This is a genomic window from Mesorhizobium sp. WSM4810 (assembly GCF_055811235.1).
Genome location: NZ_JBVVQV010000016.1, coordinates 54,877 through 67,773 on the forward strand (window position 1 = coordinate 54,877; position 12,897 = coordinate 67,773).

General features: G+C 60.2%; 9 protein-coding genes. 3 read left to right on the forward strand and 6 right to left on the reverse strand.

The features are described from left to right. Positions 1-129: 129 nt before the first annotated feature. Positions 130-264 (reverse strand): hypothetical protein, encoded by a 135-nt coding sequence (locus tag AC0L3O_RS22085; RefSeq protein ID WP_473512908.1) that lies wholly within the window; start codon positions 262-264, stop codon positions 130-132. A gap of 205 nt (positions 265-469) precedes the next feature. Beyond that, the gene (locus tag AC0L3O_RS22090; protein WP_473512907.1) at positions 470-1,378 is read right to left on the reverse strand and encodes a BRCT domain-containing protein; all 909 of its coding nucleotides are present in this window, start codon (positions 1,376-1,378) and stop codon (positions 470-472) included. A gap of 619 nt (positions 1,379-1,997) precedes the next feature. On the opposite strand from AC0L3O_RS22090, the gene AC0L3O_RS22095 reads away from it, so the two are divergent. After that, positions 1,998-2,291 carry a hypothetical protein gene (locus tag AC0L3O_RS22095; RefSeq protein WP_473616583.1) on the forward strand — a complete coding sequence of 98 codons (294 nt, stop codon included), beginning with the start codon at positions 1,998-2,000 and terminating at the stop codon, positions 2,289-2,291. Here AC0L3O_RS22095 and AC0L3O_RS22100 read toward each other — a convergent pair. Beyond that, the gene (locus tag AC0L3O_RS22100) at positions 2,234-2,641 is read right to left on the reverse strand and encodes a hypothetical protein (protein ID WP_473532499.1); all 408 of its coding nucleotides are present in this window, start codon (positions 2,639-2,641) and stop codon (positions 2,234-2,236) included. The genes AC0L3O_RS22095 and AC0L3O_RS22100 overlap by 58 nt on opposite strands. A 386-nt stretch (positions 2,642-3,027) precedes the next feature. Then, the gene (locus AC0L3O_RS22105) at positions 3,028-3,357 is read right to left on the reverse strand and encodes a helix-turn-helix domain-containing protein (RefSeq protein WP_473616585.1); all 330 of its coding nucleotides are present in this window, start codon (positions 3,355-3,357) and stop codon (positions 3,028-3,030) included. A 1,529-nt stretch (positions 3,358-4,886) separates the two neighbouring features. Here AC0L3O_RS22105 and AC0L3O_RS22110 point away from each other — a divergent pair. Then, the gene (locus AC0L3O_RS22110; protein ID WP_473616586.1) at positions 4,887-5,477 is read left to right on the forward strand and encodes a DUF6088 family protein; all 591 of its coding nucleotides are present in this window, start codon (positions 4,887-4,889) and stop codon (positions 5,475-5,477) included. Positions 5,478-5,738: 261 nt separating this feature from the next. On the opposite strand, the gene AC0L3O_RS22115 is transcribed toward AC0L3O_RS22110, so the two are convergent. Further along, positions 5,739-6,257, reverse strand: a complete 519-nt coding sequence (locus tag AC0L3O_RS22115) for a (2Fe-2S)-binding protein (RefSeq protein ID WP_473616587.1) — start codon at positions 6,255-6,257, stop codon at positions 5,739-5,741. 23 nt (positions 6,258-6,280) lie between these two features. After that, complete coding sequence (locus AC0L3O_RS22120) at positions 6,281-9,112, reverse strand: xanthine dehydrogenase family protein molybdopterin-binding subunit (RefSeq protein ID WP_473616589.1); 2,832 nt, start codon at positions 9,110-9,112, stop codon at positions 6,281-6,283. 2,681 nt (positions 9,113-11,793) lie between these two features. Here AC0L3O_RS22120 and AC0L3O_RS22125 point away from each other — a divergent pair. Beyond that, positions 11,794-12,654 (forward strand): hypothetical protein, encoded by an 861-nt coding sequence (locus tag AC0L3O_RS22125; RefSeq protein WP_065010963.1) that lies wholly within the window; start codon positions 11,794-11,796, stop codon positions 12,652-12,654. The last annotated feature ends 243 nt before the right edge of the window (positions 12,655-12,897 follow it).

Sequence of the window (12,897 nt, forward strand, 5' to 3'; positions counted from 1 at the left end):
GTCAAGCAGCCGCCGGGAGGCCGCGAGGTGCAAAATCGTCCAACTGGTCCCGATAGTCTACGAAACTTCAAAATTCTCTCGTTGCCAGAAAACATTTGGCAGTGAAAGGGCCGTCTGTCTCTGTCACCATCAGATCGATGGGCAAGTGCAGGCGAGAGAGCGGCCGCGATCCGAACGGGTCATCTCGGCTTTGACGGAGAAATAGCAGCCGAGCATCGCCGCACGTCGAGCCTCGCTTTTGCTTCCGGTGAACCAGTGAAGCACGACGGTGCCGCGATCCTGCGGGAGATATTGTTCCTGCAGGTGCCGCCGCTGCTCGCCTTAAAACTGTCAGAAAAGTGTGGCGAGCGCCCAGACACCCGTATCACGATTCACTAAGGCTCAGGTGTTCAGCTCCGCGCTTCCGACGACAAGGCTCTGAAGCCGCACCTCCAAGACAATAGGTTTTCCCTTTGCCGGATGGAGGCGGTCAGAAACCCAACGCTTTGGCCAGCATCGGTTCAAGAACCAGATGCGGCCGACCTCCCTTTTCGCGAAGCTCCATTGCCCTGATGATCTTCGTGCCTTCGTGGCTGTGCTTCCAGTCCCGAGACGCTTCGGCCGCGACGATGAGGTAGTCGGTCTGGCCGCAGACGGTGTCCTTCCAATCACCGCCGCGTTCGCAAATCATCGCAGCGATTACTTTTCGAGGGCCGATGGCGAATTTCCCCGTGAGGACGAACATCCGGCTCGGAATCACGAACTGGCTTGCATCCTCCAAGGCGCCGTCAATGACACCCACATTGCCGAAGGTAGGCAGCCCCGTGTCTGTCGCGCTGTCGCCGACAAGACGGGCAATCCACCCGCATATGTCTTCTGCCTCGTCGGCGGTTATGCGACCGTCAGCAAAAGACCTTCTGGCAGTTTCTCCGAGAGTTGCCACGCGGCTGTCTCTGCGCAGGACCACACTCGAGTCCAACCTGGACAGCAGTTTTTCGACCTCTGCTGGCGTGATGGAGTTGTCGCAGGCGATACCGGCACAGAATCCGTAGAACTCGTTGACTTCGTCCTTGTCGTCAGCTGCGACAAACTCCCGTGAGCGTATGCCGATTATTGTTTCAAGGACGGCGTAGATCTCTTCGGGCGCGTTACCCCAAATATCCAGATCGCGGATGAGCTCGGCAGCATCATCGTCGTGAAGAAGGGACAGGAACTGCTCAGCTTCGACCCTGAGTGGCGGCATCTCCGCCCGCTCGACCCGCTCGCTGGCCATCACGCCCTTCAAGAACCCGAGCCAGTACCCCAACGCCTTGCGGTGATTTGCCTGCGCATGGACTCTACCGAGCGCGGCCCCTTCGTGTTCGAGTTTACCGCTCCTTCCGCGGAACACTTCAACCATTGTCGCCCCCCTCGACTCTACTTTTCGATTGTAGCAGACATCACAACACTCATCTATCCGCCGACTAGACAACGCGTGCCGAAACCGGAAGGCTTAATCCCGTTAGCTCCTTGCTTTCGACAAGGATAGGGCCAGGTTGCCACCCCCAGGAACAGCGTAAGCGGCCGACCAAAGAAGACGCTCTGGACACACCAAGGATCAGGCCGCCTGAACCCGCTCCCGCTCCGCCTCCGACGCGCTCTGTCCCTCGCGCAGCCGTGCTCGTCCTCAAGGGACGCTCCGCTCAAGCCCTTGCGGAGTGCGCGCGCCTGCGCTTGACGGGACGCGCGACGGCGGCTCCGGAGATCAGGCTTGGTTCCAGATCGCTTCGTGCGGGAAGCTAAAGCTCGGAGACCGCCTTTCGCCTACTGCGCCGACACTGTTCTGTCCCTGGCGCTGCCGTGCTCGACGATGTCACCTTGGATTGCATCTGCCGAATTCTCGCGTATCCTGCGGCTGCGCATGTGAGCACAAGGTGGCGCCTGGCGCTTCGACGAGCCACCCCAGCAAGAACCAGCGTCGGCATGGCGACCGAAAATGCTGAGGCAAGAGACCGCCACTCCAGAAGGAAACGTTCGTCATGGATTCCCATGCCGTTATTGCGTCCCTGCCAGTCGCCGGGGCCGACCGTACTGTGCTTATCGAGGCTGCCAACGCCGCGTTCGAAAGGGTCCTTGAGCGGATTGAGCCGGCCAACGAGAAGCTGACTCGCACCCTTTGGGACGCCGAGTCCTATATCGATAATGAAATCACCGCAGACATGTTGCCGATTTCACGGGACGAGGCTGCGTACCTAGTCGACGTGTTCCTGGTGCATCATGTCATTGGATTAACTGTCGAAGCAGACCAGGAGGCCGCTGAATCCCGGCCGTGAACCTCCCCGGAGGCAGCTGGATCTGCCTGCTGCAATCTCGCGGGCAGCGCGATCAATGCACTGACCTTTGCCGCCACCTCTTCAAGGGTGGCGGTGAGGCGGTTTATCTGCAAGGCGGTGGCGGCCCGTTCCGGGCCGTAGCGGGTGACGAGATATTCCCGGTTCTGGCTAAGGGACTGGAGATGCTTGGCCGTCTTCGTGCGAAGGCGCAGGCCCGCCTCCAGTCCGTGCTCCGTGCGTCTCGACAGGTCGTGCTGCAGTTTGCGGATCTGATTGGGATTGTGCCCACGATGGAGCAAAAGCGCGGTCAGGCGCTCTGGTGAGCGGCTTGCCGGGTCGTCCGAGCTCAAGGAGGTGGTTTGCCGCCTTGCGGTTTTCCTCTGCCAGCTCGTGAACCTGCTGTGGCGACGCTAGCTCGCCGGGATATTTCCGTTCTTCGAGAGCTATATAGCGCGACATAAAGATGCTGATTTCCTGTGCATATATTCAGCGCGAAACAAATCGAGTTTCTTGCTGAGTGACCGGGGCCCCTACACGCGTCGGAAGGCGGGGCGGCCCGTTCTGGCACTGCGGCGGTCAGGCGAGAAACGGCTGACGGAAAGGCGCTACAGCAGGCCGGATCCGCTCATCTCCCGGATCTGTTGCCTTCCGTCCGGCGGCCGGCCATCGCGTTGGCTGCCGAGTAGCCGCGCGATGGAGTGGCCGTTCCGACGGCCCTCTCCCTAGACTTAGACTACTAGCGAGACGGCGCCGCCACTTCGTCCTCCATGTCGAGCGATTTTTCGACTGCCTCCGGATTCCGGGCGATGGTCCAAAGGAGAGTATTCGCCGCTGCATCCGGTTCCGAGCGACCTTGCTCCCGGTTCCGAAGCGTTGCCAGATCGAGGCCATACCTCACGGAGAACGCCTCCTGGGACAGCTTGGTGCGATCCCGAACTTCGCGAACGCTTATCGGCCGCGGCGCATGAACCTTCGCGATCACTCCTGCGGACGAGAGTTCGTCCTTAAGTGCCCGCAGGTCGTCGACGCAAGGAACAGTTACGAACGCCTTGCCGTGATCGACCATTTCCGTGAGTACCGCATGGGCCGTCCTCAGCGGCAGCTGTCTCCTGACAAGAACCCGAGCAGCCTCAGGAGTATTCGCGCCGTGTAGAAAGCTGAGGCTCAGCCGGACGGGAGAGCCTGACGACACCCGGACGACGTCCCGGGTTCGCACCCGTTGTCCGAACCGCTCCATGAACTTCGATGTAGTCGACATTAAGCTTCTCCGCGATCACTCGACCGAGCTTGCGCAATTCGGACCAACCCCATTGGACCTGGGCATCGCCCCCGATATGCAGGTCACGGACAACCAGATGGTTGCTGCCCATCTCCACGTCCCCCAATAGCTGAAGCACGCCATCGGGCTAGACGACATCAAAGAGGAGGCAGGGTCCTCCGAAATGTCAGCGTCCACAATGAGTTCGATATCATAGCTGCACACGCGATCCCTACGCAAGTTGCTTATAGAAAGCATGTCAGGTGCTGGCGAGGGTCAAGGCCTCACCGATCTTTCGAATTGGCGCGATGCTGGCAACACCCGAATCGTGCCAACTTGGCGCTGCCGGGCCGCTCGGATGAGGTGAAAACTCACCGCTGCGAGCTTGGCCCGGGAGCGCCTACGACCTGGCGCTCCGAAACCCAGCCATCCGGTCGCTGCAGCCGTGACATCCCTCCTTTTGGAGAGCTTCAGCAACCCAACCTCCGGGGCTGCCAACGACCGCCTTTTATTTTGGGGTTTTTGAAAAATCACCTCGCCGGCTATGTTGTCTAAAATCGATTTTTGTTAAACGGGACCTGCGAGGAACCCCGATGACGAAGATAGCTGTACGTATGCGTCGCGGCCAAGGGTCGGTGGGCAAGCGGACGAGAACCTTTCCCAAACTGGCTGAGAAATTGCAGATGCGTCGCTTGGCCAGGATTAACGCCGTCCTGCAGAGGGCGGAAGAATCCGGCCTGCGCGCTGAGAAGGACGGCAGGATTGCGGGACGGGTGAGTGCTGATCTAATAAGAAGGCCAAAGCTCGAAGCGGATTGACATCTGATACCGAGCTCGTCGAATTTGCGTTGGCAAACGTGGCTCTGGAAGACAACTTCGCCGAGACCTTCAGGAAAACACGGGAAACTGTGGATCCGACGCTGAAGCTCGGATTCTGAATCGACCGATTTCGACTTTGGTGCGGCCGTAAGATGGTCGCGATTTGATTCCCAAAAACCCTTGAGCCGCGGCCCCGAAATGGAGCTGCCGATCATCGGCAACCTCGTCGGGCCTGAAGTTGCGGGCGAGGGCGGCAATGACTCGGGCCATCTTCCGCAGTCGCCTTACCCGGATGCCTCATTCATCCATGCAGGAAGGTCGAAGACCTGCGGCAGCCTGATCCCGTTCCAAAAGCTCATGCCAGACGTCCAGTTTGGACAGGCAGGCCGCGTCATAATTTGGGTGGGATATAGCGTCCAGATTTGGCCATAGTCCATCTTGAACTGTTTTTTGTAATCAATATGATAAAAGCGAATTCGGTCAGAAACTAGAATCTTCTCTCTGACAGGAGCTAATGCCATGGAAGAGGTCACGCGAGCGGTTCAAATGCGTACGAAAAGAGCCAAGGAAGGTGCTTTGCTCACTTCGAAGGAATTCGTTGGCTCTGGAAACCGTGCGGCAGCCGATCAAGCTCTGAGCAGACTTGCGAAAAAGGGCGAACTGGCGCGCGTCTACAGGGGAATGTACACGCCCTACAGGAAGACGCCTTATGGATATGTGCTGCCGGAAGCGGAAGCCGTCGTGAAGTCGTACGCTTCCTTGTCAGGTGAGAAGGTCGTCAATACCGGTGCTACGGCGGCGAACCAGCTCGGCCTGACGACACAAGTTCCGGTTCAAACAGTCTTTCTCACGACCGGAAAGTCGAAGAACCTGAAACTTGGCCGCCGCACAATACGCCTCAAGCACGCGCCCGCCTGGATCACGAGCCTGCCAAAGAACAGGTCGGGCGAAGCCATCCGGGCAATCGCGCACCTTGGCCGAGCTAACGGTGTCCACTACGCGAAGTTGCTCAAGAACAGACTGACACCCGAGGAATGGACTCGCGTAGTCGCCCTCAAGGCGAAAGTGCCAGCTTGGGTCCATGCGGCGATCTCGAAAGCGGAAAAATGAGCGGTGAACCGTTCTTCGATTTGAAACGGGGCCAACAAAGAGACGCTCTTCTGGACCGCTTCGGCAACATTGGGACGCGAGCCGCATATTCTTGCGAGGCGTGCCGCGCAAGCGCAGGCACGGACGAGAACTATTTGACCGTATCGCGGCAAGCAAAAGGGACACGCCCAGGTGCCGGAAACAGACCGCCCGTATTGGCTGTACGTCGACCTGATGCGTGCCGCAGGCCCAAATATCCAGGGAACGCCTCATCGCCGGACCTCAGCCCTGTACCAGGCCGGGCGTGCTCAGGATTACGTGACGGACCGCCTCATAATAACGGACATAACCGGTGCAGCGACAAATGTGCGGCGCAAGCGCCTGCTCGATCGTGCGTTCGACATCCGCCCTGCGGACCGGCTTCTCTTTGAGACGCTCAACCAGCACGCTTGCACCGGTGACAAAGCCCGGCGTGCAATAGCCGCACTGGAACGAAAAACGTTCGACGAAGGCCTGCTGAATCGCGGAGAGCCGGATGACGTCGCCATTCGCGTCGCGTTCGGCATGTGCTTCGATGGTGCGGACGGACTTGCCCTCGAAGAAATGCGCTCCGGTGATGCAGCTCCGGATCTCGCGGGAACTTCCTTCCGGCCCATCGAGAATGATCGCGCAAGCGTGGCAGATGCCTTGGCCGCAGCCAAGCCGCGAGCCCGTAAGGTTGAGATATTCGTGCAGGAAGTCGATCATCATGAGATCGTCAGGTACGTCGAACGGACCGACCTTGCGATTGTTGACGGTCATCGAAAGTGGTCGCGTGGCGACGGTCACGGCAGGGCCTGCAGAATCTTCTCTGGCGTGATCGGCGTCTGATAAAAGCGCTTGCCGATGGCATGGTTGACGGCATTGACGATCGCCGGAACGATCGCGATCATAACGACCTCGGCCATTCCCTTTGGTGGGTCGATATCGGAAAGCGGCGCCAATACCTCCGATGTCTGTGTCCAGACCGCGACATCCCTGGCATGCGGCAGGCGATACCGGTTCCAGTTCCACGTCCCGTCGCCGGGACCGTCCTCATAGAGCGGCAACTCCTCGAGCAAGGCGTGGCCGACGCCCATAGCCAGGCCGCCTTGGAGCTGACCTGAGACAAGTTCCGGCACGATTTGAGTGCCGCATTCGAGGATGGAATGATGCGAAAGGAGCTTCACGTCGCCTGAGGCGGTGTCCACTGCGACTTCGGCGATCGTCGCCACGCCCGTGTAACAGGTGCCAGCGGCGTTCTGGCGCTGTACCGGCGGATAGAAGACCTGGCGCCGGTCGAGAAAATGGAAGCCGCCGCAGGTCATCAGCGCCTTCAAACCAGCCGGTGCGCTCTGGCCATAGCAGACCGAAAGCGCGTCGACCGGCAAGCGGACGGCGCCGACGTTCGGCACATCGAACACCGCCTCGGCCCATTGTCCGCGATTGAAGACATGGACGCTGACCCCCGTGACCAGGCTGAGCCTGTGCGCCGCCGCCGCGAGTTGTTCCAGTGCGAGCGGCTCCATCCCTCCAGCCGTCAATTTGCCATCTGCGATCCGCACGTCCGCCATGTCAACAGCGAGCGGCCCCGCCCGCCCGCCGCCCGGTCCACTAGACCAGAGCGCGACCGCAGCCGGCCAGAGCGACAGGTGCAGCAGCGCGCGCGCCGCCATCCGCGTGGCGTGGCCGACGAAATAGGCGCTGTTTGAGGCGCTCATCGGTGAAATAAACGACGGCGTCCAGCGTGGATTGCGTGCCAGCGCGTCCTCCCTGTCCTGCGGCGTCGTATAGGGCTCCTCGGTGGAGGCGAGAGGCATCTCGGGCCAGTCGACGATCCCAAAGGCATAGTCGTGCGGCACCCGGCCGATGATGTCGGCGACCATCGCCGCCTGCGAGGTGGCCAGGCCCGTGCCGATATCATTGCCGTTCTGGCGCATGGTGAGCCGGCCGGACGGATCGAACGACAGCGTGGTCACCGCGGCCTCGGCTCCGGTGCCGTAGTCCTTCTGCACCTGCGCGAAACCGATGCCATAGCGAGTACCCGGATTGGCGGCTTCAAACGCCGCCTTGTTTGCAGCGCGATCCCTCCACAACGGATGGGCACGGGCTCGCTCCAGGATCTCCTCGGTCCTTAGCGCCTCGCCGGCAATGGCGCCCTGCGAGTTCTGCATGCCGGTCTTGAACGCGTTCTTGAGGCGAAGCTCGATCGGATCGATGCCGAGCAGTTCGGCGGCCTCATCAACCATCATCTCGGTCGCGGCCATGGTCGGCAGCGTTCCGTACCCGCGAGTCGAACCGGCATCGACAGCGCGCGAAGCGCGGACTTCGACCGAGAAATCGCTCTTCGGCAGATAGTAGATGCTCTGCGCCGCGTTGGCCCCGACCTTGCCAATGTCGGGCGAGAAATTGCGCCGGCCTCCGGCATCCGTGCGATACCTGCCTTTCATGATGCGGAAGGCGTGCGTGACGCGATCCACGACAAGCGTGTTCTCCATCCAGAAGGCATGGCGCTTCAACCCCATCTGGAACTGCTCGAACCGATCGTTGGCAAGACGCACCGGCCGCCCGTCGCCATAGAGGCCTGCCAGGATGGCGTAGTAGGGAAAGATCGAATGATCCTTGGTACCGTATCCGACCGTGTAACCCATCGAAAGGTCGAGCGCCTTCACCGCGAACCGCGATTTCGACAGCATTTCCAGCGTCGAGGTCGCCACCTCATAAGGCGATTGGGTCGCGATGAGTGCGTGCAGCGTCGAACTGCCCGGCTCGAACCAGGCATTGCCATTGTCGGCTTCCATCGCGGAGGCGTCGGTCGACTGCGAGAAATAGCTTCGCTTCAGGACCAACGCGTCGTCGCCGGTAGCCGTGATCTCATGCTCGATCTCGCCCGCCGCCCACATGGCGCGGGCCGCCGCATCGCCGCTCTGATCCGGCTTCGGCCAGACGACCCGATCGCCGTCGAAACTGCCGTAGATCGTGGTGCCTTCGAGCGGAGCATAAATGTCGGGTTTATCCGATGCCGCGCCGCCGATACGCACGAAACGGCCGGCGCCGTAATGAGGTGGCGTGTCGTAGCCGTCGGCCGCCCCCCAGCGCACTACGCCCTCGGCGAAACGGACCAGCCGCTTGGCCGCCTCGAACCGCGCGAAATCCTTGTAGATCAAGAGCGCGACCGGCTGACCGAGCAGGCGCGGAATGCGTCCCTTCGGCACCAGGAACATGTCGCCATAGAAGCCGGGAGCCGTCGTTTCCGGCGGCGCAACACCATCGCGCACAAGGTCTTCGCCGACTATCAATTGGTCGGGCTTGAGACCTTCGCCCAGCAGTGAGAGGTCCAGCCCGTCCAACGGGGCGTCGGCCCGGGTGCCGCGGATCAGGAAGGCGTGGCTCTGTTGCTGCGGCCAGCCCGCTATGTCACGCGCGCGAAAATCGCGGGTGAAGGTCTTGTCCCCGATGACCTTGGCCACGGCATCCATCCTGAAACGCGGCCGACCGTCCGGTCCGATCCAGTTTGGCGAACGGCCGGGCGAATTGGCAATGGGCGCAGCGGGCCGGCCCAGAAAACGGATCTTGACCGCGATCCCCGCGCCAGCCGCCGCTGCGATGAACTGGCGCCGCGAAACCCTGCCGCTCATGCGGTCTCCCCGAAAGGCCGAGAGCCCGACCCTACACCCGGCTGGCTCGCCTCACCTGTATACTGGCGACTCGGGGCCGTTCCGCCATTCCGGCATCGCTGACAAACGGAACGGCCTTGCCCGGTCATGAAAATCGCCGGGCCTGTTGCATCAGTCCGCAATATTGAAGCGCATGACTTCTGCTTCGAATCCGAATGTTTGGATAGCATGTCCTCTGTTGTGAGCCCTTCCGAAGGATCTGGTCGAACTCGATGGGGTCGGGCGACGCAGGCTGGCTTGTGGTGGTGTGTCGCCAGGCGCCCCACGGAATCAACATTGCGAGTATTTTCCTTCCTGCATCGGACTGTCGTGATCGGGCGGCTATTTTCATAGCCAAGAGTGGCCGCCCACCGGCAGAGCTCCCGTCATACCCAGTAGCGTTGCGCGGTTTCCGGGACGTCCAGTCACGTTTGCAATGCGCGTGTTGGAATCGGTGAATCTGCGACACATCACCGCCGCGGTTTGGCCACGGAGTTGCCGCAATATCCCACGACATAGCCGGCGTTGCCTGAGACGGTTCGGTCCGGCACCGGCTCAACCAAGCCCCCCCGCTCTAGGGTCAGTGCCGGATCGAACCACTCTCTTCCGACCCCCGAAATGCGCTCAGCAGAAGCAAGCTGATCCGCTTCAACGATGCGTGGTCTCCCAAATCGCATGGGGCGGCAAAGACCTGCACAGCAAAATGGTTTGAGGCGCGCCTCGGCTTCAGGCGAGAGGCAACTCTGGCCGGCTCTACGATGCCTTCGTTGTGAGAGCTCGTTCAAAGTAGCAAACTGTTGCTGGTCGCTAAGCAGGCTTGCATACCCATCGCCTCTGTCGATGCTCCCATCATAGTTGGTGCCCTCAACCATGCCTGATGATCCAACGATTTCGTCATGGCGCAGTGATCGTGGTAAATCTCGGTCTCTGTGCCTGGGATCGGCCCCCCGTTCCCCAGGTCGTGGTCGAAATCAATGTTGGAACCGTGTACAGCCGCTTCTCAGGCCTTCACACGTGAAAACACGCTGACCGTCTACGTTGCTCTGCGTATCGGGGTCCCCCAGGACGTGGAATGCCGCTTTGTAGGATCGACCTCTAACGATATCAGGCCTGGGTCCAACCTCTGGCAGCCAGACAAAGTTGACAGCGCAACCGACGCAATGATGCCTGTCATGTTCATTTCCCCTCACTGTGTATCGCGGTTCCGTGCATCGTTTGAGGATCATCTGCTGCACTGAGCGTGCCAAAAAGAAAAGGTTTCAATTACACGGTTTAGGAGCCGCCCTTGTCCGTCGGACCTCTGACTTTGTTGCAAAGCCGACACTGGTCGTCATGGCTGGCGACAGGGCTTGGGATCTTCGGTCGCGACCACGCAAGCCCAGAGCCGACTCGGCGGTGAGGCGCGGGGGCATAGGCAAAAACGTCACAAGTACGTGCCCATGCTCCCTCTGGCGAATACATCATTGCGGTCGGATCCACTCGAGAAATCTGGCCTGACAGTTAGCGTAGATCGTTTGCTTTGGCATCGCGCAGAAATGTGGGTGGCGAGAGTGTCTAATGCCGATCGCGACGGTAAGCTGAAGCGTATTTGAGCCTTGATAGGGCTTTCAATTCAGGCTGCGCCCATGAACAGGCATGGTGGCGGCCAGGATGGCTGCATTCCGGCAGTAATGCCAATCGCTTCTCACAAGCAGAGCGCGTCGGCGCCACTTGCACCCTCATTCACCCCCTTGCACCCGATCGTGTAGGACCGTGCAAGGTTGGCCCCAGACTGCAGCGTGAAGAACTGAACCCGTCTTTAGGGAATTGAAATTTTCTGTGAGTCCTGCACCGTCGAGGGGCGTGGAAGGCGAGGGATGATGCAGCCAAAGCAAGTTATATCGATGGTGCGCCTGCAAAGATGCGATTGGGGCAGCGCGGCAATTGCAGCCGGTCATGTTGCTGCGGAGGTGGCGCTGAATATATGCCGTCCGTTCCGCGGTGGCTGCCAGGCGACTCCCGTTGAGAAAACCCAGGCCCAAAGGCATTGAAGAAGTCGCGATCGCCCAGGCGTTGGTTGGCTCGCCACCGGCTGGTGCTGACGACCGCGGCACTCATAGACGACACACGGCCGAGTGAAGGACGGGGCGGCATTGCGCGACCGTGCGGCCCGCCCACGCGCGATTTTTCCTCGTCGGACCTTTGCTCCTCGCCTAGCGCCGGCTGGGTCGGGAGATTGCCACGGGCCTCCAGCAGGAATGCCTTAGTCGCGGGCATGGCACAGTGATGCTATTGGCGCGGCGCTGCGCAAATTACCGGTCAGGTCGCGACTGTTTTCCTTGCCGAGGGAGCACGACAACTCGGCCGCGGCTGATCAGCCGGAGTGGGCGATCCTCGTCATGAATCCTCGAGCATGCAAACCTGCGCTCAAAGGAGAAGCTGCTGCGGCGGACATCATGCCGGGCTCTTGCAAGGACCGGAAGCAGCCAAAGAGTCGGCGACGGCGTGCCATTCATGCGCTCAGGCAGAACTCACTCATCGCATTTGATGCCAGCCTCATCATCTTTGGCTTAGACGGGGCTGGGAACCCTCTGCCAGACTACAACTGTAACATCATATCGGTTCAGCAGGTCAAGCTTCGGTGGTAACCTCATTGCGTAGAATAACGACTTTGGAGACCGAGCATGGATCGCGATAACAAACGCGCACGCGCAGCTGCAAGTTCATCCCAAGGCGGGAGGGAACCCAGTAACATCCTGTCCCTTCCAGAGGGGCCATTAAGCGAGGTAGCAGAACGGCTGGTAACCGCTAACCCACGCGATACAGCGCGAAATCTTGCGGGCTTCAAAGACCTCGGGAGGCAAGCGCGAACAGCCGTTCGGGGCACTCAACCCGGGTCAGAAACTGAACTCGCAAAATTTGAAAGGCGGGGCAATCAGCTCGGACAATCAGCCAGAGAGCTGACCTGGAAATTGACATCCGAATTGGGGTACCGGCCGGATAACGTAGCATTGGAGCAAGTCAGAGCGGTCAGCAACATAGCCAATTACCTAACGCCACATATGCAAGATGCTGTTGTCAATCGCATTGGCAACATGGAGCCGGCCTCGCAAGCTCTCGGAGCTTTTAACGTTGCGCCAAACTTCGGTAAGTTCAATGAGGAAAACAAATCTCGCATTCTTGATCAGGCCGTTGAATTGGCTTCTGATCCGGATGGCAACATCAGGACGGTGGCACGCAATGCTATTATAGCCGCGTATCACCAGTTCGATGCAAATCAACAGGCCCAAGCTCACGCAGTTCCCGGCATGGAAAACATCTTGCGGCAAATGCCTCCGCCGCAGCATGAGGCAGAGGAACGAAATGCGAATCTGGACGGCCACATAGCAGGTCTTGAGGCTGCAGCCCGTGCGACAGGCGCGCAAATCTCCTATGAACAGCTGCAGCGGGGTGGTCTAATCGGGCAGGCCATAAACCGCAACTACAGTCACGCCCGAGCGGACCTACTGGAGGCCACCAGAAACAGGGATCGCGAGGGCCGTTGAGGTCTCGGCCACGGTATAGGGACGCTTTCTCTCCCGAATTCCGTTTACGGCCTTGCCGTTTCCAGGTCGCTGGCCGTTGACGTACCTGCTTAGTGTAACTTCAAAAACCACGTCTTCCGGGTGGTTGGGGGGCCCCCCGGCCCCCCCCCCCCCCCCCCGCCCGGAGGGAGGGGGGGGGGAGGCGCCCCCCCCGCGGGGGGGGGGGGGGGGGAAGAACCCAAAGAAAAAAAGAAAAAAAAAAAA

Excerpts from the sequence above, each read along its gene's own strand:
- AC0L3O_RS22125 (WP_065010963.1), top strand. The coding sequence starts at position 11,794 with ATGGATCGCGATAACAAACGCGCACGCGCAGCTGCAAGTTCATCCCAA.
- AC0L3O_RS22115 (WP_473616587.1), bottom strand. The coding sequence starts at position 6,257 with ATGACCGTCAACAATCGCAAGGTCGGTCCGTTCGACGTACCTGACGAT.
- AC0L3O_RS22110 (WP_473616586.1), top strand. The coding sequence starts at position 4,887 with ATGGAAGAGGTCACGCGAGCGGTTCAAATGCGTACGAAAAGAGCCAAG.
- AC0L3O_RS22090 (WP_473512907.1), bottom strand. The coding sequence starts at position 1,378 with ATGGTTGAAGTGTTCCGCGGAAGGAGCGGTAAACTCGAACACGAAGGG.
- AC0L3O_RS22095 (WP_473616583.1), top strand. The coding sequence starts at position 1,998 with ATGGATTCCCATGCCGTTATTGCGTCCCTGCCAGTCGCCGGGGCCGAC.
- AC0L3O_RS22120 (WP_473616589.1), bottom strand. The coding sequence starts at position 9,112 with ATGAGCGGCAGGGTTTCGCGGCGCCAGTTCATCGCAGCGGCGGCTGGC.
- AC0L3O_RS22105 (WP_473616585.1), bottom strand. The coding sequence starts at position 3,357 with ATGGTCGATCACGGCAAGGCGTTCGTAACTGTTCCTTGCGTCGACGAC.